Raw genomic sequence first — 25,988 nt, forward strand, 5'->3', positions numbered from 1 at the left:
CCACTCCCCGAGGGCTTTCGATATTCTCCTGATATCGTTCCCTCAGATCTTAAACGTTCGGTTCTGAAGGCAATCCCCACGCTTGCCTTCAAAGCCTTCACCCCATCTTCGGCAATATCAAAATGGCGGCTGCAGCAAACCTGATATGGGCGGCAATGCCGCGGTCAAGCTTTGACGCATCGCAGCCGGGAGACATCACGCCTGCTTGGCTGGTCCCTTGACGAAATCGATGAATGCCCGAAGCGGCGCAGGCACCAGTCGCCGTCCGGGGTAATAGAGGAACGGCCCGGAAAAGCGCTGCCACCAGGGTTCGAGAATGGGCTCGAGGGCGCCGCTGTAGAGATGCGGGCGCAGCCAGTCCTCGAAAACGCAGATGATCCCCGTGCCCGCTATCGCTGCGTCGACGGTTAGATCGGTCGCCCCTCCGACCCTGACGATCAGTGGCCCTGAAGGCTCCACCCGCACCACTTCGCCCTCTCGTTCGAACTCCCATGGCGTCGTCAGCGCGCCGCTGGCAAAGCGGCCCAACAGACAGGAATGGCCGAGGAGTTCGCTTGGATGTTGCGGCCGGCCATGGCGGTCGAGATAGGCAGAGGAGGCGGCGGTGGCAAAGCGCTGGATGCGCGGGCCGATCGGCACGGCAATCATATCCTGCTCCAGCCGCTCGTCATAACGGATTCCGGCGTCGCAACCGGCAGCGAGCACGTCAACGAAACTCTCCTCGGCGATCACCTCGAGGCGAATGTCGGGATAGGCAGCGAGGAACGGCGGAACGATCGCGGGCAGCACCAGCCGCGCTGCGCTGACCGGGACATTGAGCCGCAGCAAGCCGGCTGGCCTGTCGCGAAATCCGTTGACCACGTCAAGCGCAGACTCCACCTCGCTCAAAGCCGGGCCGAGCCGTTCCAGCAAGCCCTTGCCCGCTTCGGTCGGGACGACGCTGCGTGTCGTGCGGTTGAGCAGCCTGACTCCGAGTTCGGCCTCCAGACGACGCACCGCCTCGCTGAGAAAGGATGCGCTGCTGCCGCTGACACGCGCACCCTCGCGAAAACCGCCGGCCCGCGCCACGGCTACAAAGGCGTTGAGATCACCGAGGTCTGCCTTCACTGTTCGCCACTCCGCACGGCCCGTGCGGATTGTACCTGATTATCACGCGCGTCAACAACGCCTATCTTGGTCGCATCTCTTGAAAGGAGCGAGATCATGACCACCAACAATCAGTCCGGAACTTTCAAACTCGGCGACTTCAGCGTGAGGCGGCTCGGCTATGGCGCCATGCAGCTTGCCGGGCCTGGCGTATTCGGCCCGCCCAAGGATCATGGCGCAGCCTTGGCCGTGCTGCGCGAGGCGATTGCATCAGGCCTAAACCACATCGACACCAGCGATTTCTACGGTCCGCACGTCACCAACCAGATCATCCGCGAAGCGCTCCACCCCTATCGCGACGACCTCGTCATCGTCACCAAGATCGGCGCACGGCGCGGCACGGACGGATCATGGATTCCGGCGTTCTCGCGTGAAGAGTTGACGGCGGCGGTACACGACAACCTCCGCAATCTCGGCCTGGATGTGCTTGACGTTGTCAACTTCAGGATTGCGTTCGATCTGCATGGCCCTGCCGAAGGGTCGATCGAAGCACCGCTGACGGTGCTTGCCGAATTGCAGCGGCAGGGCCTGGTCCGCCATGTGGGCTTAAGCAACGCCACATCGAGGCAGATCATCGAAGGTCGCGGGATCACCGACATCGTCTGCGTGCAGAACCAGTACAATCTGGCGCATCGGGCCGACGATCGCCTGATTGACGAACTCGCGCGCGACGGTACCGCTTATGTGCCGTTTTTCCCGCTCGGCGGTTTCACGCCGCTGCAGTCGTCGACCCTGTCCGATGTCGCCGCACGCCTTGATGCCACGCCCATGCAGGTGGCGCTCGCCTGGCTGTTGCGTCGCGCGCCGAACATCCTGCTGATCCCCGGCACCTCGTCGGTCGGCCATCTCAGGGAGAACCTCGCCGCTGCCGAGCTTATTCTGCCGGATGATGCCGTCGACGAATTGAACCGTATGGCGGAGATCGCTGCCTGACGGCTTCTGAGCGTGTCATGTTTTCCCGCCCGGCCCACGGCGACCGCCGGATCGGGCAGACGAGTGATTTGCAGGCTGGACGAAACTGACAATAACGACCGGGAATCGTGCCTCCCGGCCGTTGAAAAGGTCAAAGGTTTTTCATGTCGGACAACAGCATCAGGATGGCTTCCTTGTGAAAAGCTCATAGGCCACGAAGGCCAATGACATCGCCAGAAAAACCACAATTGCCAACGGATAATTGGCACTCGCATTCGGATCGGCCAGCTTGGGAATGCCGATGACAGTGCCGGCCGCCAGGACAGCCGACAGCGCGACCTCCTGAGCGATCAATTTCGAAAAGCGCGTCATGACTAGCCTCCCGTCGCCTCGGTCCTTCAGCGTAAATACCGTGCCCGGAACCTCACTCTGACAGCGAACCTAGCGTCCGCCGGGATATGATCCAGAGGTACCGGGCCACGACTGCGCTTTCAATAGCGCTCCGGCACGTGCATTTCAGGCGGAACCGGCGCTCTGTTGTAATCGGCATGACGGATACGGTCCGGCAGTTCGATCTCCGGCTTCGGAACATCCTCGTAGGGAACCTGCTCGAGGAGATGGGCGATGCAGTTCAGGCGCGCGCGCTTCTTGTCCACGGCCTGTACCACCCACCAGGGCGCTTCCTTGGTGTGGGTGCGCGCCAGCATTTCCTCCTTGGCTTTGGTATATTCCTCCCAGTGGACCCGGCTTTCCATGTCCATCGGTGAAAGCTTCCATTGCTTCAGCGGATCGTGGATGCGCATCTTGAAGCGGAATTCCTGTTCCTCATCGGTGATCGAAAACCAGTATTTGATCAGCACGATGCCGGAACGGACGAGCATTCGTTCGAATTCCGGCACCGTGCGGAAGAACTCCTCGAGTTCATCAGGCGTACAGAACCCCATCACCCGCTCGACGCCGGCGCGATTGTACCAGCTGCGGTCGAAGAGCACCATTTCGCCCGCTGTGGGAAGATGCGGGACATAACGCTGGAAATACCATTGATGGCGTTCCCGCTCGGTCGGCGCAGGCAGCGCCACCGTCCGGCAGACACGTGGATTGAGTCTTTGGGTCACGCGCTTGATCGCGCCACCCTTGCCGGCCGAATCCCGGCCTTCGAAAAGCACGACAACCTTCAGCTTCTTGTGCTGCACCCAATCCTGCAGCCGCACTAGTTCGTGTTGCAGCCGGAAGAGTTCGCGGAAATAGATCTTTCGTTCGAGCGTCTGCTCGGCCGGTTCCGACATTCCCTCGGCGACCAGATCGTCCAGCCGGTCCTCCTCCATCTGCATTTCCAGCTCCTCGTCGAAGCTGTCGGCGATCTCGGCCTTAATCCGGTTGAGCTGATCCTGGTGTGATTGAGACATGGCCTTTTTCCTTTTGCTTCTTTTGACAGGAGCATGTCAGTGCGAAGTTTGTGTGACGACCATTCATCCAAGGCTGAAACGGTTACTCGCGTCTCTCGTTCCCGCGCTTCATCAGCTTGGCATATTCGACCTCAGTCACGTCATCCAACGGGAACATGCACTCGATCCGCAGTTCCTGGGTCGTTATCGTCTGTGCGGTGCCAACCGTGGTCACCAACGAGAAAAACTTTAAAACCTGGCCGTTCTTGACGAAGGACAATGGGATCACAGGCGTGCTGTCGGCCGTCGTGGAGATGGTCCAGGCAGTATCGACGTCGGGATAGGCGAGGAGGGTGCCCATGAGCGCCTTGGTCCGCGCGTCGATGACGCGACCGACGGACTCTCTGAACACCCGCGCCATAAGACTCTTTGCCGTTTCCTCCCAATTGGGGATGAAAGGCCGTAATCCTGCCGGGTCGAATATCAGGTGCAGGAGATTGCGTGGCTTCTCACGGGCCGCCATGTCGATGAAGCTATTGAAGAAACGCAACGTTGCGTCGTTGGTCATCGCGACATTCCAATACCGGTCCATCACCACCGCAGGAAACGGTTCATGCTGGACGAGCATGCGCTTCAGCGCATCCCTAACGCTTTTCATCTCCGCATCTTCAATGCCGCCTTCGGTGTAAATGGGTGCATAGCCGGCGGCGAGCAGCAACGTATTGCGCTCCCGGAACGGCACATCGAGTGCGTCGGCGAGATGCAGTAGATTATGGCGGCCAGGCGTGCTCCGGCCACTTTCGATAAAGCTGATCTGCCGCTGCGATATGCCGGTGTCGAGCGAGAGGTCCAATTGGCTCTTGCCCCGCGTACCCCGCCAGGCGCGCAACTGAGCGCCAAGCTCGTTCGAGATCGGACTTAAATGAATGTGCATCGGGCTCATCCTGTGGCGATTCCCGTGATGATGGCTGGCGGGAGAACAAATACTCCCGCCAGCGATAATGTCGATTGCGCCGCCGTGTTAGAAAGCAACGGGACCGACAGACCCGTACCAACGGCCGACCTTGGTTGGTTCTCGTTCATCCATGTAGAAGAAATGCGTCATCACCGGCTTCACGGCCGGTTGGGTCTGGTCGTGGGGTGTCATCGTGACCGTCCCGCGAAAGACTTTGAGTGACCCGGCATCCCAATATTCGGTCACATCGTGAAGTGCCGTGAAACCGGTATCGATGAAGGCGCGCAGGTTCTCGCGAATGGTCTCCCGACCCTTCCAGTCGGCAACGCCCAGATTGCAGGTGGCGTCCTGCGCCAGGCAATCGAAGCCGGCGCCGAAGGTCTTGTCATCGATCTCCTTCCAGAAGGCCAGCAGCCATGCAGGCGGCTCCCGCCTGGTAAAACTCATTGTCATCATCTTAATTCTCCTCGGCCACCGCACAGCCGACGGCGACTTGGCCATCGACATCATCAGGGCTGGCCACATCTTGTTGAAGGACTGAATGTTCCTCCTGCAGGAAGGCCATTTCTGGATACGCCGGAGAGGGAATGGGCTCAATTACATCGGGTGTAATAGAACGGGGTCGAGCTTTCAGGCCGGACTCGACCTGAAATCATCTGATCGTGGCGACGGCGCGCCTAAAGCTGCCCTGTCCGGTATTGGTCGACAAGGTTCCGGGAGGCGCGGATCGTCAGGGCCATGACGGTGAGCGTCGTGCCGGCGATGCCGCTGCCGGGAAAGGCGCTGGCGTCGGTGACGACGAGGTTCGGAGCATCCCAGACCTGATTATAGGAATTGAGCACCGAAGCCTCCGGGCTTTCGCCCATGCGTGCCCCGCCCGTTTCATGGATTGCCGCGCCCATGCACATCGTCTTGCGGAACCATTGACGGAACATGAAACGGCTGAAGACATCGGCGTCGGGAAAGGCGCCCTTGCCCATCTCCTTGAGGCCGGTGGGCGAGCCGATGAATTCGAGTTCGCCGCCGACCTCTCTGATCATGGCGATCAGAGTCTCCTCCTGCCTTTCAAGCAGCGCCTGCTCCTCCGCCTGCATGACGCAGCGGATATGCGGCACGGGAATGTTCCAGGCATCCTTGCGCCTGAGATCGAGCGTGATGCGATTGTCGGCATAGGGCAGCATGCGGCCGAAGCCGAAGAAGGAGAGACGCGCATCGGTGTGGCCGGAGACCGGCGCCCGGCCGACGCTGCCCTGGTAGTCGAAATCGCCGCGGGCAGCGTCGCTCTCGCCGAAGCGGGGAATGAAGATCCCGCCCGACGGATTGTAGAACGGGTCGGTCGGAGCGGATTCGTCCGGCGCCCAGCCCTTCGCCTTCGAAAAGGAGCCGAAGGCGAGGCAGGGAAGCTGGTCCATGAAATAGCGGCCGAGTGCGCCCGAGCTGTTACCGAGGCCATCAGGATGTCTTGCCGAAGCCGAATTCAGGAGCAGCCGCACGCTCTCTATCGGCGAGGCTGACAGAACCACCGTTGCGGCCCGAGCCGTCGAAACATGGCCCGTATTGCGATCGATGAACTCCGCGCCGGTGGCGCGGCCGGTTTTCTCGTCGGTGGTGATGCGGCGGACGACGGCGTCGTAGCGGACTGTCAGGCTGCCGGTCGCCTTGGCGTCCCGCAGCGGCCGCGGCATGCGTTCGGCGTCCGGCGCGATGTAGCGCCAGGAGACGACGTGCCTCTCCGGCCAGCGGCTTTCCACCGCCTGCTTGAAGATCTGTTCGGCGGGCGTCAGGCTTGCCGGTTTCGCATAGACGCCGTCCGGCAGGGTCGGCACATTGTCCTTGTTGCCATAGAGCCCGAGATAGGTCTCCACCTCGTCATAGAAGGGCATGAGTTCGTCATAGGAGACCGGCCAGTCCACGCCTTTGCCCGTGCGCGACCGGATCTTGAAATCGTCGTCGGTCCAGCGCAGCAGCACCCGGCCGAAACTGTGCAGACGTCCGCCGCCCTGGCGGCCGCGGATCCACAGGAAAGGCTCGCCCTTCGGGGTCGTATAAGGATTCTTGCGGTCGTTGACGAAGAAGTGGCTGAAGCGCTCGGTAAAAAAGGCCGCCCGCGCCTGGATCGGCTGGCCCCTGATGGTGGCCCGGGCGCGCTCCCAGATGTTGATGCTGCTTGCCGGCGCCTTCTTGCGCGCGGGGTCGAAATCCCCAGGCCCGACGGCGGGACCGGCCTCCAGCAGCAGCACCGACAGCCCCTGTGCCGTCAGTTCTTTGACCGCGAAAGAACCCGCCGCGCCGGAGCCGATCACCAGCGCATCATAAACGATCTCAGACATGTCTTTCCAATTCCTGTCCTGGAGCGATTGCTCAAAATGGCGCGTGGCGCGCCGGCAATTGCGAGAAAACAAAGGGGCGGCGCATCAGAGCCGCGAGCCGTCGGCGCCGAACAGCGACGCCTTGGCGATATCGAGGCCAGGAGCCACGGCGTCCTCCGGCTGCAGCGCCACGTCGCCCATCAGCCGGAGCGAGAGGCTTTGCTCCGCCCAGTCGAACCAGACGACAGCGTCCGACCCCATTGGCTCGACGACGGAAACCCGCCCTGGAATGGTGGGCAGGCCGCTCGCTGCTCCTTCGAGCACGAGATGCTCTGGGCGAAAGCCGAGGGTTGCCGGTCCTTCCGCTGCGGCCAGGCTGAAGGAATAGCCGGAGAGATCGACGGCAAGCCCTTTGCTCAGAAAAACCGGCGAGGCGCCGCCGCGCTCGATCCGGCCTTCGACGAAATTCATCGCCGGAGCGCCGATAAAGCCGGCGACAAAGAGATTGGCCGGGCGGCGGTAGATCTCGGCCGGTGAGGCGAGTTGCTGGATCACGCCGTCCCGCATGATGGCGATGCGGTCGGCAAGCGTCAGCGCCTCGACCTGGTCATGGGTCACATAGATCATGGTGTTGCCGAGGCGCTGATGCAGCTTCTTGATCTCGACGCGCAATTCGTTGCGCAGTTTGGCGTCGAGATTGGACAGCGGTTCGTCGAACAGGAAGACATCCACTTCGCGCACCAGCGCGCGGCCGATGGCGACGCGCTGGCGCTGGCCGCCGGAGAGTTCGGCAGGGCGCCGGTCGAGCAGCGTGTCGAGATGGAGGAGGGCGGCGGTGCGGGCGACACGGGCCTCGATCTCGGCCTTCGGCAGGCCGGCGACGCGAAGTCCGAAGGAAAGGTTCTTGCGGACCGACATGCGCGGGTAAAGCGCGTAGGATTGGAAGACCATGCCGATGCCGCGGTCCTTCGGCTCCTCCCAGCTGACGTTCTTGCCTGATATCCAGACCTCGCCTGCTGTAATGTCCTGAAGGCCGGCAATGGCGTTCAAAAGCGTGGACTTGCCGCAGCCGGAAGGGCCGAGGAGCACCAGGAACTCTTGCGGCGCGATGTCGATCGACATCTTCTCGATCACCGTGTGGTCGCCATAGGCGATCTTCAGGTCTTTGACGGAGACGGCAGATTGCATGGAAGCATTACCCTTTGACTGCGCCGGCGGCGATACCGCGCACGAACCAGCGGCCGGACAGGAAATAGATGGCGAGAGGGACGACGGCGGTCAGGATCGTCGCCGCCATGTTCACATTGTAGGTCCGCTCGCCCATCGTGGTGTTGACGATATTGTTGAGCTGCACCGTCATCGGCAGGTTGTCGCGCCCGGCAAAGACGAGGCCGAGCAGGAAGTCGTTCCAGATGCCGGTGAATTGCAGCATGGAGACCACCACCACCATCGGCACGGCGATCGGCAGCATGATCTCGAAAAAGATGCGCCAGAAGCCGGCGCCATCGACGCGCGCCGCCTTGCAGAGCTCCTCCGGCACGCTGACGAAATAGTTGCGGAAGAGCAGCGTCACCAGCGGCAGGCCGAAAATGACATGGACGAGAATGATGCCGGCGAGCGAATTGTAGAGGTCGATATTCGCCATCGCCCGCACCATCGGATAGAGGAAGATCTGGTAGGGGATGAGGCCGCCGGCCATCAGCAGGCCGAAGAGCAGGTTTGCCCCGCGCGGCCGCCAGAGCGACAGCGCATAGCCGTTGACGGCGCCGATGAAGACCGAAAGCGCGACGGCGGGAAGGGTGATCGCCACCGAATTCCAGAAGCCGCTGCGAATGCCGACACAGACCGTTCCCATGCAGGCGCCCGACCAGGCGGTCGCCCAGGCGGAGAAATCGAGCCTGCCCGGCAGGGCGAAGATCTGCCCGAGCCGGATTTCATCCATCGACTTCAGCGAGGTGACGACCATGGTGTAGAGCGGCAGAAGGAAGAAAAGGGCGGCAATGACAAGAAAGGCATAGAGGCCGACGCGCCCAGCTGTCAGGCGTGCCGGCTTCGGGCCGTTCGGATGAGGGCGGGCCATCACGCGGCTCCCTTCGCTCTGTTGCGCATGTGTATGGCGTAGCGCAACGGGGCGACCGCGATGATCACACCGAGGACGAGCACTGTCGCGCCTGCCGTGGCAAGGCCGAGATTCTGGCGTCCGAACAGATTGTCCATGATGAATTTTGCCGGCACCTCCGTCGCATTGCCGGGCCCGCCATTGGTCATGGCGACGACGATGTCGTAGGTCTTGATCACGCCCATGGCGAGCAGCATGCCGGCCGCCGCCAGCGCCGGCCCGAGCTGGGGCAGGATGATCGAGACATAGATCCGCCAGACGGGAATGCCGTCGATGCGCGCCGCCTTCCATTGCTCGGCCTCGATGCCACGCATGCCGGCGAGCGCAATGACCATGACCAGCCCCGCGCCCTGCCAGACGCCGGCGAGCACCAGCGCATAGATCGCCATATCGCGATTGACCACCCAGTCGAGGACAAAGCTTTCCCAGCCAAGCGAACGCACGCTCGCCTGAATGCCGAGCGTCGGATTGAGCATCCATTGCCAGATCAGCCCGGTCACCACGAAGGACATTGCGTAGGGGTAAAGGAATATGGTCCGGAAGGCGCTTTCGAAGCGGATCTTGCGGTCCAGCGCCGCCGCCAGCAAGAAGCCGAGCAACAGGCAGCCTGCGACATAGAGCACGCCGAAAATCAATACGTTCTGCAGCGAGGCGAGCCATTTGGCGGAGGAAAAGAGCTTCGAATACTGCGCGAAGCCGACATAGGTCGAGGACGGAAAGAGCGTCGAATTGGTGAAGGACAGGCGGATCGACCAGGCCATGGTGCCGATGAAGACCGCGACCGCAACGAACCAAGTCGGCAGCAGCGCGATGGTGGCGGAAAGATTGGGCTTGCGTTTGATGGACATCGGCCAGCTCGTTGACGGATGAAAAGTGGGAGCCGCGCCGCCACGCGAGGCGGCTGGCGGCTATGGCGTCGGGATCAGGCCGACGCCACAGGCACGATCCTACTCGAAGATGGCGAAGAAGTTTTTGGCCGCGGAACCTGTATCGTCCGAGCCGCCGCTCCAATATTCGTCGACGAAATCGTCGAGCGCGCCGACCTGCTGTGGCGTCAGCACAATCGCCTGATCCGGCACGATCGCACCCGCGGCCATCAGTTCGACGCCCTTCTGGGCGCAGACGTCAAGCTTCGACTTGTCGACGTCGGAGCGCATCGGGATCGCGCCCTTCTTCAGGGCGAATTCGACCTGGACGGCCGGATCCATGACGACTTCGGCGAGAAGTTTCTGCGCCTTGTCGGTCCCGGCATTGTTGGTCTTCGGGAACCACAGGGAGTCGGCGATATAGACCATGCCCTTGGATTCCGGCACGATCATGCAGCCATAATCCTTGCCCGGTTCTTTGCCGGCGACGGTGAATTCGCCCTTTGCCCAGTCGCCCATGAACTGCACACCGGCTTTGGCGGTGATCAGCATGGCGGTCGCGTCGTTCCAGTTGCGGCCGGCAGCACCCGCATCGACATAGCCGCGCAGCTTGCCGAGGATTTCAAGGGTCTTCGTCACGCCCGCGACTGACGCGTCGCTCTTGTCCTTGTCGACGTAGATTTTCAGGAAGCCGTCGATCCCGACCTGCGAGAGAAGGATCATGTTGAAGACCTTGGTCTGCTGCCAGGGCTGGCCGCCCCAGGCGACCGGAACGATGCCGGCAGCCTTCAGCTTGTCGAGGTCGGCGAAGAATTCCTCCCAGCTCTTGGGCTCCGCTGCGATGCCGGCCTTGCCGAAGGCGTCCTTGGAATAGAAGACCCAGCTTTCACCATGGGCGCCGGTCGGCGCGAGATAGACCTTGCCGTCATAAGAGATGAGATCGTAGATCGATTTCGGCAGGGCGTCGGCCCATTTGCCGGCGGCAGCGACGTCGTCGATCGGATTGAACAGGCCCTGGCTGACGAAATCTGCGGCTGCGAGACCGATGACGCCCTGTTTGGCGCCCGGGGCGTCGCCGGCGACGATCCTGTTTTGGAAGGCGGCATCGGCTGCGCCGAAACCGGCAATCGAGGAATCCTTCCAGACGCCGCCGCGCTTTTCGAATTCGGTCTTGATGACGTTCAAGGCCGCCGCTTCGCCGCCCGATGTCCAGGACGACATCATCTCGATCGTCGGCTTGTCCTCGGCCTGCGCCGAGGCGAAGAGACCGGCGAATGCCACGCCGGCAAGAAAAAGCTTCATCATGGTTTTCATTTGTTCCACCTCTTGAAAATGCCCTCTTTGCGGGGCGTTCGTTGTCTTGGGAGTGACTTTCAGCGATAGATCGGCAGGAGCGCCTGCCGGACGAGCGTCAGCCCGTTGGCGATGTCGCGGACGGGATCTGGCGCGGCATCGAGTTCGAGGATCGCCCAGCCTTCATAGGCCCGGTCGCGCAGCAGCCGTATCCAGGCCGGCCAGTCGACCCGTCCAAGACCGAAGCTGCAGAAATAGGGCTGGTGGCGATCATGGATATGTTTGTCGATCGGTGTGTCGGCGGGCATGGGCCCGATCGCATCCTTCCAATGGGCGATGATCATCCGCTCGTGATGGCGATCGACGAGCTGGACGGGATCAGAGCCCGCAACGATGATATGGGCCGTGTCCGGGCACATATGCACATAGGCGGGGTCGGTCAGAAGCATCATCAGGTCGACGTCACGCGCGCCTGCAAAGATCGAATGCGCCTCGGTGTGCAGCGCCAGCCGCACGCCCCTGGCATGGAGGGTCGCTCCGAGCCGGTTCAGGAAATCGGCGATCACCTTGGCACGGTCGAAATCATAAAATTGCACCGGTTGAGCACCGAGTGTCTGGCGTAAGGGCGCGCCGATCACCATGATGTCGCTGCCGCAGGCTTTCAGGAAGTCCGCATAACGCTCCGCCTTGTCGATCAGCGCGCGCTGGGCTTCGACTTCCGTGAAGTCGCCCGCCGCCTCCAGTTCCGCGAAGAAACCGCTGCAGAGCGTCAGCCCGCGTTTTGTCAGTTCGGCTGCGAAGGCATCGACGGAGCCATAGGTCTTGATCGCGTCCTGCCAGTTGAACGGAGAGAAGGTCAGCTCGACGCCGGTGACGCCGGAAGCCTGGACGCTGTCGAGGATCTTGTCCCAGAAGGCGCGCGGTTCGGTGCGCGCATGGTCGACGATCGCGTCATGGCCATCGACACCCCAGAAACCAGGATGGAAGAATGTCACGAGATCGACGCCGAAGCGCAGCCTGTCGCCAGTAGCCATAACCTGTCCATTTCTCAAGGCATGACCTACCCGCCGGCGGAACCTCAGTTCCACATCCAATAAGTCATGGATTTTCAACGCATTAAGGAATGGCAATCGTTTGCCATGCCTAGATGATAATCAAGCTGGTTTTTTAAGCAAGCGATTTTTGGCAAACGTTTGCTATAAATCACGGCCTGTCTTAAAGTTGCAGACCGAAGCATCTGGGGGAAGAGACAAAACGTGAATAAAAACAAGGATGTGATCGGAGAGGACCAATCGGGTGCGTTGATGGCCGATGTCGCGCGCCTTGCCGGTGTTGCGATATCGACGGTCAGTCGCGCGCTCGCCAATCCCGGACGGGTCAATGAAAAGACGCGCGCCAAGATCAACGCCGCCGCCAAGCAGCTCGGCTACACTCCCAATGCGATGGCGCGCGGCCTCAGGGTCGGCAAATCCAACATCATCATGATCATCCTGCCCGGATCGCTCTATTACGGCGTCTCACAGATCATTCCGCAGGTCCTCCAGAGCATCAACAAATCGCTGATCCAGGGCGGCTACAATCTGATGATCGCCAACCTCGACCGCGACGAGATTTCCGAGCGGCACATTCTCGATCTCGCCTTCGGCGGCAGCGTACGCGGCGCCATCATTCTGTCGTCGAAGCTTCCGGAGGTTGACGGACGCTCGCTGGCAAATTCCGGCCTGCCGATCGTTTCGATGCTGCTCGACATGAGCGATGCCGGTCTGCCGAGCGTCGTGACGAACGACCGCGAGGCTGTGCGCAACGTCACGGCCGAACTGATCCGTTTGGGCCATCGGCGGTTCTTCTACCTCGCCGGACCCGAAGGAAATTATCATGACGTCGAGCGTTATGGCGGTGTACTCGAGGCGCTTGCGGCAGCCGGTCTATCGAAGGAGGCCGTGCACCGCTCGGGCGGTCGTCTCGATTATCAGCACGGTTTCGACATCGGCGTCCAGGCGGCAGCCGATTTCGCCGAGTTGGCCGAGAAGCCGACGGCGGTCATCGCCACCAGCGATGACATGGCCATTTCATTCGTCAGTTGCATCAAGCGCGCAGGCCTGAGCATTCCCAATGATCTATCCGTCGTCTCCTTCGACGGCTCTCCCGTCTGCGAATTCTCCTCCCCACCGCTCTCGACAATCGAGCAGCCGGTGGAAGAGATGGGCCGCGCGGCGGTGGATCTTCTGCTCGACGCCATTGGCCAGACGCAAAACCCGGGCTCCGTGCGCACCATCATCCGCAGCAAGCTTATCCCGCGGGAGAGCATCGCCCCTCCGAAGAGCTGACGAGGCCTGAACTGGACGTTCCGATCTGAATCTATGCAAGCACCTACGGTTCTCGACCTTGCCAAGGATCGACAACGACGACACCGGTGCCGTCGAAATCTCTCACGTTTCGCGTGACCACGGTAAGATTGTGAACAAGTGCGGTCGCAGCAATCAACGCATCTGCCTCGTTGCGCCGGTCGGGAATATGCAAATGCGCGCAACGCGTTGCAATGGCATCGTCGATCGGCAGGATCCGGCCGGCGAATTCCGGGCGCACATGGTCGTCCAGCCATGTACGCAGGCGTGAACCTTGGCGCGCATCTCTTCGCTGGATGGCAAGCACGCCTCGTTCCAATTCGAAAATGGTGATTGCAGAGAGATAAAAGTCTGAAGCGTTCGCGGTTTCGATCCATGCCACGACTTGAGGATCAGCCTTGCCATCACCAATCTTGCGCAGCTCCGAGATGACATTCGTATCCAGCAGATAGCTCAAGACAAGTCAACTCCGCGGGTTTTGATCTCGACCCGCGTTGGCATGAAGTCGATTTCCGATAGGCCCGGCATGGAAAGCCCATCGACCAGGCTTTGGCGGCTGCCGGAAAGACGTTGAAATTCTTCATATGTCAGAAGGACATGGGAAGGTTTGCCGCGGTCAGTGATGATGACCGGCCCCTTTTTTGCAGCTTTCTTCGCACTGCTGACATCGTGATTGAGCTCGCGGCTGGAAAGCGTGGTAACGGTCATGACATGCCCCATGTAGGTATTTACCTACATATAACACTGCCGGCCGTCAGAGCAAGCATTGTGGGCTCATTGAATTCATTCTCAGCGGGGGCGCTTAAAGTAGTGCTGGGATTATCTTTGACTAAACAAGCCTCATGGCGTTGCTGGCTTCCTCAACCTCAATGATGACCCTAGGGCAGCTTCCAACTTCTCGCTGGCGTAATCCGCTATTTTGAGCGGCTCCGAGAGTTCTTCCGGGCAAGAGGGAGATTTTAGTTGTCAGTAATACAATCGTCCGGCAACATTACGGGCTAGCTTTTAGAATTGGATAGTATTGCCACCAGCACGTTGGGGAGACGGGCATGTGTGCAGAGCTTGTCGAGCGACGCTTGACGGCCATTCTGGCCGCCGATGTGGTGGGGTACAGCCGTCTCTTAGAGGCCAACGAAGAGGAGACGCTTAATGCCCTTCGGCAGCATCGCCGCGAGCTCTTCGAACCTGCTGTCACGACCCACGACGGGCGCATAATCAAGGTGATGGGTGACGGTTTCCTGGTCGAGTTCGGTAGCGTGCTTAGTGCTGCACGATGCGCAGTCGAAATCCAGCGCGGCATGCTGGAGCGCAACATGGGGATTCCAGCCGACAGGCACTTCGCGTTTCGAATAGGCTTGAATTTGGGCGACATCGTCTTCGATGCGGATGACTTTCATGGAGATGGCATCAATGTGGCGGTCCGCCTTCAAGCCCTTGCAGCTCCGGGCGGCATCGCCTGTTCGGCTGCTGTGCGCCACGAAGTCGGAAACAAGCTCGGCCTCGATTTCGCAGACCAGGGTGAAAAGACCGTCAAGAACATTTCCCGCCCGGTGCATGTCTATTTTGCCGATTGGGGCAACGTCGCCTCCGGCGTAGAGGTGACGTCTGCTGCAAGTGACCACACGCGGGCACCCGTCAACAAGCCATCCGTTGCAATCCTGCCATTTGCCAACATCAGCGACGACCCCGCCCAAGAGTTTTTCAGCGACGGCATCACCGAGGACATCATCACCGATCTATCGAATGTTTCAGGCTTATTTGTACTGAGCCGCAACACTGTCTTCACATGGAAGGGCCGGAGCGAGAACCTGCAGCGCATAGCCAGGGAGCTCGGGGTTGCCTATATCGTAGAGGGCAGCGTCCGCAAGGCGGGTAACCATTTGAGGATCAATGCTGAATTGATCGACGCTGCCAGTGACGGCCACGTCTGGGCCGCGCGTTATGACCGCGACCTCACCGATATCTTCGAAGTGCAGGACGAGATCACGAAGGCAATTGTCGAGCAACTGAAGGTCAAGCTGCTCCCGGAGGAAAAGGAGGCGATCGAGCAGGCGCCGACGGAAAGCGTCGAAGCTTATACGCACTTCCTGCGGGGACGCGAGTATTATCACATTGCCTCGCGCTCAAACCATCTCATGGCCAGGCAGAGCTTCGCGAGAGCCATAGAATTGGATCCGGACTACGCTCGCGCCTATGCGGGAATCGCGGTCTGCGATTCCCGCCTTCGGTCTCAGTTTGGTGTGCGGATTCCGGTAGAGGACATCCTCGCGAACACAGCGAAAGCGCTCGCTATCGATCCCAATCTGGCAGAGGCCCATGCCGCCAAGGGGTTTGCGTTGGCGGTCGCCGGCAATCGCGCCGAGGCGGTTTCTTCGTTCGAACGGGCTTTATCGCTCGACCCCAATTGCCATGAAGCCAATCGATATTATGCAGAGTTTTGTGTTACCAATGGCCATTTTGAGCTAGCGGCGACGTACTTTATGCGCGCGTCGGAAATCAAGCCTGCAGACTATGGCGCGCCGACCATGCTCGTGAATGTCTTTCGGTCACTCGGGCAGTTGGACAAGGCCGAGAGCTATGCTCGAATCGCGATAAAAAAGGCTGAGGACGAATTACGGCGACATCCGGAGAATGCCAACGTTGCCTGTCTTGGAGCGACCGTGCTGGCCTTTCTCGGCATCAGAGATCGGGCGTTGGTGTGGTTGGCCCGCTCCCTGGCGACTGATCCCAGCGACATAAACATTCAGTACAACGCCGCCTGCACGTATGCGTTGCTTGGCGAGATTGACCAAGCGATCGACGTCCTCGAGGCCTGGATGCCTCAGGTCGGGGCCGAGATGCGGCTGTGGTTCAAGAATGATTCCGACCTCGATTCCATTCGCAGTCACCCTCGCTATTCGAGATTGCTTGAGCTGTCTGAATAACGCCCCGTACATTTGGTAGGCTAGCTCTAATACTATTTTATTACTTGCTAAAATTCTTGGGAGCGCTGAAAGTCAACTTAAACTGGCAATCATAAAAGTCTTTTGAGGGGGAGCGGATGGGCGCCCGGTTCAGACTTTTTGTACAGCCTCCATTTGAAGATGCTCGATCTCGTCCCGAGATCGTGGAAGTTTCGTCGCCGTTGGGTAGCCTGACAGCTGGCCCGGCCGATGATCGCATGTTCGTTGTGGAGCCGGTTGGCAAGACCGGTCCCTACGGTGTGAACCGCGGGCCGCTCGGAACGCCGTACATGTCCCTGCCGCCCTGGATCGGAAAAATCCTCGAGCCCGCCATCCCCGACGAGTGCGGCAATTTCGACTATCTCCGACCTTCGATGGCTGGGTTCGAAGCCGCGCATGTTTTTGGATGCGTGCGATTCACACTGGATGTTTGGGAGCGCTATCTCGGCCAGCCACTCACCTGGCATTTTCGGGATCATTATGACCGCCTGGAAATCTCGATCCTGCCGCAATGGGACAACGCCCAGTACGGCTATGGTTTCCTCGAAGTCGGGAGCCAGTTCGAGAACGACGGGCGCGTCCTTCCCTTCAGCCTGGATTTCGACGTCGTCGCGCATGAGGTCGGGCACGCGATCATCTTCAGCATCTTGGGCGTGCCGCGCCCGGGAACCGAGTATCCCGAATACCTTGGCTTTCAGGAGGCCTTTTCCGACTGCGTGTCGCTGATTGCGGCCATGCATTTTCCGTCCGTGATCAACAATGTTCTCGCGGAGACGCGCGGTAACCTCTACCGCGCAAACCGCCTGTCACGCTTTTCGGAATTTTCGCCGCATCGCCAGATACGGTCGGCAAACAACAAACGGACGATGGCCGAGTTTGCGCGTGGATGGAAGAACGAGCACGAACTCTCGCAGCCGCTCACCGGCGCGATATTCGACATCCTCGTCGATATTTTTCATGAGAGCCTGGTGGCGCGCGGCTTGATCTCGCATGCCGTTGAGGACCTCGCAGATATTGCCGAGTTCGATCCGGCTGCCGAGGCGCCGGTGCAGCATGCTTTCGACCGCGCTTTCACACAGAACGCTGATGGGTTTGTCCAAGCACTGCTCGACGCACGCGATATCGTGGGGACGTATCTGGCGGAAACCTTGTGGGCTCTTGCGGCAGACTTCCTGGACTACGGCGACGTCGCGAGAACGACGCTTGCGATCGATCAAGACGAAAGTGGCGGTCAGTTCGCACGGATCATCGACAGAAACTTCAGGCGACGCGCGATTGGTGAGCTGCACGCGGGCCCGCACCTCAAAGGCGGCGAGCATGACAGTCATGTCCACTCTGCTCGGACGTTATTGCCGATAGACTATCTGGAGCTTCCGAAGATGAACTATCGCGAGAAAGTTTTGCTGTCGAAATCAGGCATCAGTCAATAACCAGGTAGATGGAGGGAAACGTGGCACACCAGGAAAACCTACTCAGCATATCATCCGTGTATTTGTTTGGACGTGAACTTCAAGACGTTGTTCTTAGAGGCGGCACCTCTGGCCCTTTAGGCCCGCGTCAAGCAGGTGCGAACAATTTCCTGAGGAACCAACTCGCTGAGCCGGGCGCGACACTCGCGCGCATCTACGCTTTCTCTTTCGAAGGAGCTTTTATTGAACTGACCAGGCCAGCAATCTTTCTTGTCCACGGCGACGGCATGGTTCCTGACAACTCTCCTCCGAGGAACGCCGAAGGTGATATCGAATACGCAAGACTATACCGATCTCCTGGCGCAAGTGCACTAACAGGCCTCGGCTCCCAAATTGGAGCTCTCGCCGAGGATATTAGGGTCTGGATCTACGAGAAGGACGATCTCTCGATGAGGCTCGATGCCCAAACCGGAACCTTTGAACAAATCCTGCTCTCGGCTGAGGTCTCTGCTGATCCCAGAGGAATGGCGACTGGAATGTCCAGATCGGGCGGAGCCTTGTCCCGCTCCGGCGGGGTGATGTCGCGATCGGGTGGTTTCATACCTCGCAGATCGAGCGATAGTGATTGATTTGTGGATACGGACGAACAAGGGAGGTCAACATGCCTGCAAAGTCTGATGATCAACATGAAATTGACATTAAGTATCTGAGCGACAACCCTGTGAAAGCTGCAACTGATAAGAGTACTCGTTTTTCACTTGGAGGCACCGGCTTTATTCAGGGTATGATTGTGTATATAGCGCGTAACTCGGACGGCACCGGTAAGGTTGCAGTGGAAATATGTCCTGATCCGGATGCCATAAGTACGGACAAGTTATGGTCGGTTGTTGCCACGCCTGCTCATGGCCTTGATCCGACCAACTCCAAAGATCCCTTGTGGGTTGCTGTTAAACTGAACAATCAGTTTAAGGACGCTTACCAGGGATTCTTGGTCGTCTGATTCTCGAAAAGATCACGTCCATTCGAGCTGATGATCTAGGACTTGGCCGGCCATTGTCTTCATGCAGTCTGCCTGTCGGTCGCGCCACCTGTCGGACGCGCCCGTCAGACAGACCGGCGAGAAAAGCGGGTATGATTCATTTCGGAGGGAGGCACCGCTTCCAAAAACGCTTTGCTCGTCGATGGATTCTATTTCGGCCTCGCCGGCGCGCGGGCTCCATCCAGGGCGTCCGGCGGCGACCTGCCCATAGGACGCGGGATTGCGCTCCATCAAAACTTCGTCTGACCCCATCAGCCCGCACGTCGTGCTACGAAAATCACGACACCGGGCGATGTGAACCTTCAGGTCTGCGCGGTGGAATTTTGAAATTCCGAGTACGCACATGGACCTCTCGAAGATCAAGACGCTGATCGACTTTGTCGGACGATCGAATATTACCGAGCTGACCGTGACGGAAAAGGACGTGACGGTTCGGATTTTCCGTACGTCGCCGGGGGAGGCAGCTTGCGCCGAGCCCTCGCAAAAGCCGGAATCGACGATAAGCCTCGTCTCCGATGCGCCTGCGAGCGCCGAGAAAATCTCCTATGCTGTCAAGGCGCCCGTCTTTGGCGTTCTGCACCGGGCGCCAGCGCCCGGCGAGCCGCCGTTCGTCGCGATCGGTGACGCGGTAGAGGAGGGGCAGACGCTTTTCATCATCGAGGCGATGAAGGTCTTCAATACGATCGCCGCGCCGCGGTCCGGGCGCATCACGCGCCTGACCGATATCGACAATGGCGAGGTCGAGACCGGCGACCTGCTGGCGGAGATCGCCTGATGCAGGAAACATCTGAACAATCCGCTATCTCAGGGCGCCGTTTCGATACCGTCCTCATCGCCAATCGCGGCGAGATCGCAGTCCGGATAGAGCGGGCCTGTCGCGAGCTCGGCCTGAAGACGGTCGCCATCTGCTCCGAGGCGGACAGGCAAGCGCCTTATATCAAGACCGCGGACAATTTTCTCTGTATCGGCCCGTCGACCGCGGGCAAGAGCTATCTCAATCAGGATGCCATTCTTCTCGCCGCACGCCTGACCGGCGCGGGCGCCATCCATCCCGGTTACGGCTTTCTGTCGGAAAACGCCGTTTTCGCCGATGCAGTCGAAAAGGCCGGGCTGGTCTTTATCGGTCCGACGGCTGCATCGATCGCGACCATGGGCGACAAGATCGCGGCAAAGCGGGCGATGATGGCGGCTGGCGTGCCCTGCGTTCCCGGTCCCGATAGCGCGCTGGCCGACGACCCGGCCGCAATCGAGCGCGTCGCGCTGGAGATCGGATATCCCGTCATCGTCAAGGCGGCAGGCGGCGGCGGCGGACGCGGCATGCGCGTCGTGGCGAAAGCCGACCAGCTACATGAAGCGATCGCGCTGACGCGGGAAGAGGCGCGCAAGGCCTTCGGCTCGCCCGCGCTCTACATGGAGAAATTCCTCCAGCATCCTCGCCACATAGAAATACAGGTCGTTTGCGACGATCACGGCAATGCCGTTTGGCTGGGCCACCGGGATTGCTCGATGCAGCGCCGCCATCAGAAAGTGGTGGAAGAGGCGCCGGCGCCCGGGATCGCGCCCGACATCATCCAGCCGGTCGGCATGGCTTGCGTCGAGGCCTGCCGCCAGATCGGCTACCGCGGCGTCGGTACCTTCGAATTCCTCTATGAGGACGGCGCGTTCTTTTTCATCGAGATGAACACGCGGCTTCAGGTCGAGCATCCCGTCACCGAGCTGACGAGCGGGGTCGATATCGTCCAGGCGCAGATAAAGGCGGCCCAGGGTGACGTTCTGGACCTCACCCAAGATGATGTGATCTGCGAAGGCCACTCTTTCGAATGCCGCATCAACGCCGAGGATCCCGAGACTTTCCTGCCGTCGGCAGGCGTCGTAACCCATCTGGCTTTGCCAGAGGGGCCGGGCATCCGCGTCGATACGCATATTCATCCCGGCTACAGGGTCTCACCCCATTACGACTCGTTGATCGCCAAGCTGATCGTCCACGCGCCGACTCGGGCGAAAGCCATGGCCAGAATGTGCGAGGCGCTTGCCGGCACTGAGATCGAGGGCATCGCCACCAATATGCCCTTCCTGCGCGCCCTGTTCGAGGATCACGCATTCGCCCGCGGCGAAACGGATATTCACTATCTCGAGCACTGGCTGAAGCTGCGGAGGGTGGCGGCATGAGCGCCTTCGATCTCAGCGATCCCGCAACCATCGCATTCCTCACCGACGCGCTGACGGTTGCCGGCGTGGAGGGGCTCGAAATCTCGCGGCCGGACGGGCAGCTTCGCATCGTCGTTTCAGAGGAGGGCGGCACCCGGATCAGTGCGACGGATGCGACGCTCTGCGCTGCCGGTTCCGCACCTGTCGTCGTGAAGGCGCCGATGGCCGGACATTTCTGTGCAGAGCATCCGGCCGCCGCTGCCATGTCGCGAACTCTGCCGCGGTCCATATCCGATGCCGGCATCCTCGGCTTCGTCAGGGTAGGGCAGGTGCTGCTTCCCCTTCGCGCCGGCCATTCCGGTGTTTTGACCAGGCTGCTCGCCGAGCCCGGCGCGCTGGTCGGCTTCGGTGACCCTCTGTTCGAAATCGAGCTGCCATCATGATCGTCACGACGAACAGACATGCCTCGCAACGCGAAATCGTTCCGGCCACCCAAAGCCGGGCGCGGGTTTCCTCAATCGGCGCAAGATCCTTCCTGCTCGAGGCGCCAGGCGATTTCGATCTCATCGCGCAGCGGCGGATCTGGGCCCTGTCCCAGACGATGAAGGGCTGGACGGACATTGCGGAAAACATTCCGGGGATGACCAACCTGCTGGTGATCCTCAGGGAGGCGCCCGAAAATCCCGATGCGGTGGTCGCCCGGCTGCTGGAGGCTTGGGAGAATGCGCGGAGCATCGATCTCAACGGCAAGACCATAGAGATCCCCGTTCATTACGGCGGCGAACATGCGACCGATCTTCCAGCCCTTTGCGATCTCTCGGGCTTAAGCGACCGGGAGGTCGTCCGCATCCATCATCAAGCCACCTATCGGGTCTTCGCCTTGGGCAGCGCGCCTGGTTTCGGCTATCTGCATGGCCTCGATCCGCGCATCTACATGCCGCGAAAGACCGTGCCCTCGCTGAAGATGGCGAAGGGCTGCGTGACCATCGGCGGCATGCAAACCGGCGTCGCCATGCTCACCGGTCCCAACGGCTGGAATTCCATCGGCTTCGCGTCGCTTGAGATGTTCGACCCGACCTCGCCGACCCCCGCGATGATGGCGCCCGGAGATACGGTGCGGTTCTTGCCGGAAAGGATCGAACTATGATCGAGGTCCTTGAAAGCGGCCCTTTCAACACTGTGCAGGATCTGGGACGTCCCGGCTACCGCGACATCGGCGTTTCGGCGAGCGGCGCCATGGACCCGTTGGCAGTCCGGATCGGCAATATTCTCGTCGGCAATGACGAGAATGCGGCTGTGATCGAGGTGCAGACCTTCCCGTTCAGCCTGCGTTTCGAGCGTCGGACTGTCTTTGCCGTGACCGGCGCCGACGGCCATCCTCACCTCGACGGATCGGAACTCATTCCCTGGTGCGCCTATACGGCAGAGCCCGGACAGGTTCTTCAGCTGCTGCAGCCCCCGCGGCTGGCGCGCTCCTATGTTTCGGTCGGAGGCGGGCTGGATATTCCTGTTGTCATGGGATCGCGAAGCACGTCGCTGCGCGGCGGCTTCGGCGGCAATGCCGGCCGGCCGTTGGCGAAGGGCGATCGGATCGCCGTCGGCGAGGACGCGGAGATTGGCATGCTGCCGGCCACGGGCCTCGCCGTCGTCGAGCCGGCCGTGGCGCTCCGCGATGTCTTCCCGGCGCCCGTCGACGGCGCCTTGCCAATCCGGGCGCTGCCTGCCGGCGAGCATGAACTTTTCGCCGGAGACGGCGAAGCCTTCTGGGGCCAGACCTGGCGGATTTCCTCGCGAAGCGACCGGACGGGCTACCGCCTCTCCGGCGAGCCGATCACGCCGACCGCATCGATCGAGATGCGCTCCCACGGCGTCGTGCCCGGCGTGATCCAGGTTCCTCCCGGCGGCGAACCGATCGTGCAGATGAGCGAAGCGAACACTGCCGGCGGATATCCGAAGGTCGCCGGCGTGATCGAATGCGACCTCTGGCGGCTCGGACAGGCCCGCATCGGCGCCCGCCTGAAATTCGTCCGGTCGACGCATGCGGAAGCGCGCGCGGTCGAACAGGCCGTCGCCCGCTATGTCGAGGATGTCAGGCAAACATCCCAAATGGTCAAGCGCGCCCTGAAAGCGATGGCCTAAGGCCATTGAAAGGAGGAACTGATGAAGATCGATCTGAATTCCGACATGGGCGAAGGATTTGGTCCCTACCGGCTGTGCGACGACGAAGCGATGATGAAAATCGTCTCCTCGGCCAACATCGCCTGCGGTTTTCACGGCGGTGACCCCGATACGATGGGCCGCATGGTGCGGCTGGCAAAACAGAATGGCGTCGGCATCGGCGCCCATCCAGGCTTGCCCGACCGGCTGGGGTTCGGCCGGCGCGAAATACCTTTCCAGGCGGACGAGCTTCGCCAGCAGATGCTTTACCAGCTCGGCGCCCTGATGGCGATCGCCAGAAGCGAGCGCGTCACCGTCTCCCATTTCAGCTTCCATGCCGCCATGGGCAATATGGTCAACCGTGATCCTGTCCTCGCCGACCTGATGATGGATGCGATCGCCACCGTCGACGCCAATCTCGTCGTCTTCGTCACGGCTGACAGCGAGATCCAACAGGCGGCCAAGCGCGCGCGTCTGAAGACGCTGGCGCTTTTCCTCGCGGACCGGGCCTATGACGCCAGCGGCAAACTCGTCGCACGCGGGCTCCCCGGCGCCGTCATCAAGGGCGAAGCCGCCGTGCGCGCTCGCGTCCGAAAATTCCTCGTCGATGGAACCGTCGAGACGATCGACGGAGCCGTGATCGCGATGCCGGCACGCTCCATCCTCGTCCATAGCGACACGCCCGGCGCCCTCGACCTTGCCGGCATCGTGCGCGGCGAAATCGAAGCCACGGGCGCGACACTCGCTCCCGCCGCAGAACTCGCCGACTGACGCAATCCCGATCGCCCGCCGGCGGCCTTAATTCCAATCTCTCATCGAAGGACCATGCCGATGTCCGTCATCGCAGACCGCCTGAAAAACGTCTCCATATCCGCATCCGCCGCCATGACCCAGCGCGCCCGGGAACTGGCCGCCCAAGGGATCAAGGTCGTCAGCCTCTCCTCCGGCGAACCGGATTTCCCCACACCGGCACACGCGATCGAAGCGGCGTATGCGGCAGCGCTTGCCGGCGATACGAAATATCCGCCGATGGACGGTACGCCGGCGCTCAAATCCGCCATCATCCGGAAATTCAAACGCGACAACAATCTCGATTATGATGCCAGCCAGATCGTTGTCTCGGGCGGCGGCAAGCAGGTGATCTTCAACGCCATGCTGGCAACCTGCAATCCGGGCGACGAGGTCGTCATCCCCACGCCCTCCTGGGTCAGCTATGCCGACATCGTCAAATTCGCCGGCGGCGTCCCGGTCGCCGTCCCCTGTTACGAGCAGAACGGCTTCAAGCTGCGTCCGGAAGATCTGGAGGCGGCGATCACGCCGCGCACCAAATGGCTCTTCCTGAATTTCCCGAACAATCCGACAGGAGCAGCCTGCTCTCGGGCCGAGATGGCCGCCATCGCCGAGGTCATGCTGCGCCACCCCAATGTCTGGATCATGACCGACGACATTTACGAGCATCTGGTCTATGACGACTTTCAGTTCTGCACGATCGCGGAAGTCGAACCCAGACTATACGATCGTGTCCTGACGATGAACGGTGTCTCCAAGGCTTACGCGATGACCGGCTGGCGGCTCGGCTTCTGCGCCGGCCCAAAAGAACTGATCTCGGCCGTCAGCAACGTCAACGGCCAGAATGGCGGCGGCATCGCGACGCTCACCCAGGCAGCCGCGACCGCAGCGCTCGACGGGCCTCAGGATCTCTTGAAGGAGCGGGCGGCGATCTACAAGACGCGACGTGACTTCGTTCTCGACAAATTGTCGGGGGTGGAAGGGCTGCGCTGCCATCGGCCCGAAGGCGCCTTCTATATCTATCCCAACATATCGGGACTGATCGGCAAGACCAGCAAGGGCGGGCGCAAGATCGAGACCGACGTCGACTTCGTCATGGCGCTGGTGGAGGAACATCACGTCGCGACCGTGCAAGGCGCGGCTTACGGAATGAGCCCTTTCTTTCGCATTTCCTACGCGACAAGCATGGAAAAACTCGGCGAGGGCTGCGCCCGCATCGCTGAGTTCTGCAACGATATGCGCTAACCGGCAACCGCGCTTTTAACCCTTCAACCGCGCCGTCAATTCGAGGAGGATGTCGCGGACGGCAAGCGCCGGTTCCGACAGGGGATTCTGGTCGGAAACGCAAAGCGACAGGGTTTCCTCGATCCTGGGCGAGACGAGCCGGCAGATCAGCGGCTCGCTCGATTCCGAAACGATGCGATCGGCTATGGCTTTCGGCATGATCGTCGCACCGAGACCGCTGCCGACCGCGCGGGCGAGCGTGCGCACGATTTCGACTTCCGCCACGACCTTCAAATTGGTGCGGGTGCGGGTGAAGGCGGTATCGACCGCGCGGCGGACGAAATTATAAGCCGGCGGCAACAGCAGTGGTATTCCGTCGAGAGCGTTCACGGACACGGGTTTTGCATCCGCTTCGATCGCGAAGTCGCGATGCGCCACAAGGAAAAACTCTTCGCTGAGGAGCGGTTCGAACCGCACGCCCTTGATCGGCCCGGTCCCATGCAGAAGCGCCATCTCCAGCCGGCCGTTCATGATCATCTGGCTATAAGTCTGACCGACGCTTTCGGTCAGATGCAGCAAAATACCGGGATGGCGTTTACGGGTCTCCGCTAGCAACTCGACCGACAGCGTCGCGGCACTGCTGAACGGCACTAGACCGACCGACACGCGTCCGGCAAGAGAATTGCCAGCCGCCGATGCATCGGCTTGCGCCTGCTCCATCTGCCGAAGGATGATCTGCGCATGGCGATATACCGCGTGTCCCGCATCGGTCATGCTGACGCCCTGCTGGCTGCGGATCAACAGCTTGTGGCCGAAATGCTCTTCCAGCGCCGCAAGCTGCTGGCTCAGAGCCGGCTGGGCGATATGCAAAAGATCCGCCGCTCGCGTGATGCTGCCGCTGTCGACGATCACGATGAAAGATTTGAGGCGTCTGATGTCCATGGGGATCG

At 60.8% G+C, this 25,988-nt stretch carries 27 protein-coding genes; 13 read left to right on the plus strand and 14 right to left on the minus strand.

What is annotated here, in order from left to right; genetic code table 11:
* Nucleotides 1-195 precede the first annotated feature (195 nt).
* A complete protein-coding gene (locus RLEG4DRAFT_RS14610; RefSeq protein ID WP_003577667.1) occupies nt 196-1,107 on the minus strand; it encodes a LysR family transcriptional regulator in 912 nt (303 codons plus the stop codon).
* Nucleotides 1,108-1,203: 96 nt separating this feature from the next.
* Here RLEG4DRAFT_RS14610 and RLEG4DRAFT_RS14615 point away from each other — a divergent pair, with 96 nt between their 5' ends.
* Nucleotides 1,204-2,079 (plus strand): aldo/keto reductase family oxidoreductase, encoded by an 876-nt coding sequence (locus RLEG4DRAFT_RS14615; protein WP_003577668.1) that lies wholly within the window; start codon nt 1,204-1,206, stop codon nt 2,077-2,079.
* 159 nt (nt 2,080-2,238) lie between these two features.
* Here RLEG4DRAFT_RS14615 and RLEG4DRAFT_RS14620 read toward each other — a convergent pair whose 3' ends face one another.
* From RLEG4DRAFT_RS14620 to RLEG4DRAFT_RS14665, 10 genes are all read right to left on the minus strand, one after another.
* Entirely contained in the window at nt 2,239-2,430 is a 192-nt protein-coding gene (locus tag RLEG4DRAFT_RS14620; RefSeq protein ID WP_003577669.1) for a hypothetical protein, read from the minus strand.
* 119 nt (nt 2,431-2,549) lie between these two features.
* Nucleotides 2,550-3,464: a polyphosphate kinase 2 gene (gene ppk2, locus RLEG4DRAFT_RS14625; protein WP_003577670.1), complete on the minus strand. Its 915-nt coding sequence runs from the start codon at nt 3,462-3,464 to the stop codon at nt 2,550-2,552.
* An 82-nt stretch (nt 3,465-3,546) separates the two neighbouring features.
* Entirely contained in the window at nt 3,547-4,386 is an 840-nt protein-coding gene (locus RLEG4DRAFT_RS14630; protein ID WP_037093632.1) for a helix-turn-helix domain-containing protein, read from the minus strand.
* Nucleotides 4,387-4,464: 78 nt separating this feature from the next.
* Nucleotides 4,465-4,854 (minus strand): hypothetical protein, encoded by a 390-nt coding sequence (locus tag RLEG4DRAFT_RS14635; protein WP_003577672.1) that lies wholly within the window; start codon nt 4,852-4,854, stop codon nt 4,465-4,467.
* Nucleotides 4,855-5,075: 221 nt separating this feature from the next.
* Nucleotides 5,076-6,728, minus strand: a complete 1,653-nt coding sequence (locus tag RLEG4DRAFT_RS14640; protein ID WP_003577675.1) for a GMC oxidoreductase — start codon at nt 6,726-6,728, stop codon at nt 5,076-5,078.
* Between the two features lie 84 nt (nt 6,729-6,812).
* Nucleotides 6,813-7,895, minus strand: coding sequence for an ABC transporter ATP-binding protein (locus tag RLEG4DRAFT_RS14645; RefSeq protein ID WP_003577677.1), 1,083 nt, complete (start codon nt 7,893-7,895; stop codon nt 6,813-6,815).
* 7 nt (nt 7,896-7,902) lie between these two features.
* Entirely contained in the window at nt 7,903-8,787 is an 885-nt protein-coding gene (locus tag RLEG4DRAFT_RS14650) for a carbohydrate ABC transporter permease (protein WP_003577678.1), read from the minus strand.
* Complete coding sequence (locus RLEG4DRAFT_RS14655) at nt 8,787-9,674, minus strand: carbohydrate ABC transporter permease (RefSeq protein ID WP_003577680.1); 888 nt, start codon at nt 9,672-9,674, stop codon at nt 8,787-8,789. The genes RLEG4DRAFT_RS14650 and RLEG4DRAFT_RS14655 overlap by 1 nt, the downstream gene beginning before the upstream one ends.
* Before the next feature lie 99 nt (nt 9,675-9,773).
* Entirely contained in the window at nt 9,774-11,006 is a 1,233-nt protein-coding gene (locus RLEG4DRAFT_RS14660; RefSeq protein ID WP_003577682.1) for an ABC transporter substrate-binding protein, read from the minus strand.
* A 59-nt stretch (nt 11,007-11,065) separates the two neighbouring features.
* Nucleotides 11,066-12,019: a sugar phosphate isomerase/epimerase family protein gene (locus RLEG4DRAFT_RS14665; protein ID WP_003577684.1), complete on the minus strand. Its 954-nt coding sequence runs from the start codon at nt 12,017-12,019 to the stop codon at nt 11,066-11,068.
* Nucleotides 12,020-12,241: 222 nt separating this feature from the next.
* On the opposite strand from RLEG4DRAFT_RS14665, the gene RLEG4DRAFT_RS14670 reads away from it, so the two are divergent.
* Entirely contained in the window at nt 12,242-13,312 is a 1,071-nt protein-coding gene (locus RLEG4DRAFT_RS14670; protein ID WP_003577686.1) for a LacI family DNA-binding transcriptional regulator, read from the plus strand.
* A gap of 43 nt (nt 13,313-13,355) precedes the next feature.
* On the opposite strand, the gene RLEG4DRAFT_RS14675 is transcribed toward RLEG4DRAFT_RS14670, so the two are convergent.
* Both RLEG4DRAFT_RS14675 and RLEG4DRAFT_RS14680 read right to left on the minus strand, forming a co-directional pair.
* Nucleotides 13,356-13,787 (minus strand): type II toxin-antitoxin system VapC family toxin, encoded by a 432-nt coding sequence (locus RLEG4DRAFT_RS14675; protein WP_003577687.1) that lies wholly within the window; start codon nt 13,785-13,787, stop codon nt 13,356-13,358.
* Entirely contained in the window at nt 13,784-14,038 is a 255-nt protein-coding gene (locus tag RLEG4DRAFT_RS14680; protein ID WP_037093691.1) for a type II toxin-antitoxin system Phd/YefM family antitoxin, read from the minus strand. The genes RLEG4DRAFT_RS14675 and RLEG4DRAFT_RS14680 overlap by 4 nt, the downstream gene beginning before the upstream one ends.
* A 341-nt stretch (nt 14,039-14,379) precedes the next feature.
* On the opposite strand from RLEG4DRAFT_RS14680, the gene RLEG4DRAFT_RS14685 reads away from it, so the two are divergent.
* The 11 genes from RLEG4DRAFT_RS14685 (at nt 14,380) to RLEG4DRAFT_RS14740 (ending at nt 25,059) form a co-directional block, all read left to right on the plus strand.
* A complete protein-coding gene (locus RLEG4DRAFT_RS14685; RefSeq protein WP_003577689.1) occupies nt 14,380-16,254 on the plus strand; it encodes a TPR end-of-group domain-containing protein in 1,875 nt (624 codons plus the stop codon).
* Between the two features lie 116 nt (nt 16,255-16,370).
* Nucleotides 16,371-17,702 (plus strand): hypothetical protein, encoded by a 1,332-nt coding sequence (locus tag RLEG4DRAFT_RS14690; RefSeq protein WP_003577691.1) that lies wholly within the window; start codon nt 16,371-16,373, stop codon nt 17,700-17,702.
* Nucleotides 17,703-17,722: 20 nt separating this feature from the next.
* Entirely contained in the window at nt 17,723-18,310 is a 588-nt protein-coding gene (locus RLEG4DRAFT_RS14695; RefSeq protein ID WP_003577692.1) for a hypothetical protein, read from the plus strand.
* 32 nt (nt 18,311-18,342) lie between these two features.
* Nucleotides 18,343-18,681 (plus strand): hypothetical protein, encoded by a 339-nt coding sequence (locus RLEG4DRAFT_RS14700; protein WP_003577693.1) that lies wholly within the window; start codon nt 18,343-18,345, stop codon nt 18,679-18,681.
* Between the two features lie 382 nt (nt 18,682-19,063).
* Nucleotides 19,064-19,495 carry an acetyl-CoA carboxylase biotin carboxyl carrier protein gene (locus tag RLEG4DRAFT_RS14710; RefSeq protein ID WP_003577694.1) on the plus strand — a complete coding sequence of 144 codons (432 nt, stop codon included), beginning with the start codon at nt 19,064-19,066 and terminating at the stop codon, nt 19,493-19,495.
* Nucleotides 19,495-20,889 (plus strand): acetyl-CoA carboxylase biotin carboxylase subunit, encoded by a 1,395-nt coding sequence (accC, locus tag RLEG4DRAFT_RS14715; RefSeq protein ID WP_003577695.1) that lies wholly within the window; start codon nt 19,495-19,497, stop codon nt 20,887-20,889. The genes RLEG4DRAFT_RS14710 and accC overlap by 1 nt, the downstream gene beginning before the upstream one ends.
* On the plus strand, nt 20,886-21,311 hold the full coding sequence (locus RLEG4DRAFT_RS14720) for a hypothetical protein (RefSeq protein WP_003577698.1): 426 nt from the start codon (nt 20,886-20,888) through the stop codon (nt 21,309-21,311). The genes accC and RLEG4DRAFT_RS14720 overlap by 4 nt, the downstream gene beginning before the upstream one ends.
* Complete coding sequence (gene pxpB, locus RLEG4DRAFT_RS14725) at nt 21,308-22,015, plus strand: 5-oxoprolinase subunit PxpB (protein ID WP_003577700.1); 708 nt, start codon at nt 21,308-21,310, stop codon at nt 22,013-22,015. The genes RLEG4DRAFT_RS14720 and pxpB overlap by 4 nt, the downstream gene beginning before the upstream one ends.
* Nucleotides 22,012-23,007: a biotin-dependent carboxyltransferase family protein gene (locus RLEG4DRAFT_RS14730; RefSeq protein WP_003577703.1), complete on the plus strand. Its 996-nt coding sequence runs from the start codon at nt 22,012-22,014 to the stop codon at nt 23,005-23,007. The genes pxpB and RLEG4DRAFT_RS14730 overlap by 4 nt, the downstream gene beginning before the upstream one ends.
* A 21-nt stretch (nt 23,008-23,028) precedes the next feature.
* The gene (locus RLEG4DRAFT_RS14735; RefSeq protein ID WP_003577705.1) at nt 23,029-23,796 is read left to right on the plus strand and encodes a 5-oxoprolinase subunit PxpA; all 768 of its coding nucleotides are present in this window, start codon (nt 23,029-23,031) and stop codon (nt 23,794-23,796) included.
* A 60-nt stretch (nt 23,797-23,856) separates the two neighbouring features.
* On the plus strand, nt 23,857-25,059 hold the full coding sequence (locus RLEG4DRAFT_RS14740) for a pyridoxal phosphate-dependent aminotransferase (protein WP_003577709.1): 1,203 nt from the start codon (nt 23,857-23,859) through the stop codon (nt 25,057-25,059).
* Between the two features lie 15 nt (nt 25,060-25,074).
* Here RLEG4DRAFT_RS14740 and nac read toward each other — a convergent pair whose 3' ends face one another.
* On the minus strand, nt 25,075-25,980 hold the full coding sequence (nac, locus tag RLEG4DRAFT_RS14745) for a nitrogen assimilation transcriptional regulator NAC (RefSeq protein ID WP_003577711.1): 906 nt from the start codon (nt 25,978-25,980) through the stop codon (nt 25,075-25,077).
* Nucleotides 25,981-25,988: the final 8 nt, after the last annotated feature.

The organism is Rhizobium leguminosarum bv. trifolii WSM2297, from assembly GCF_000271845.1.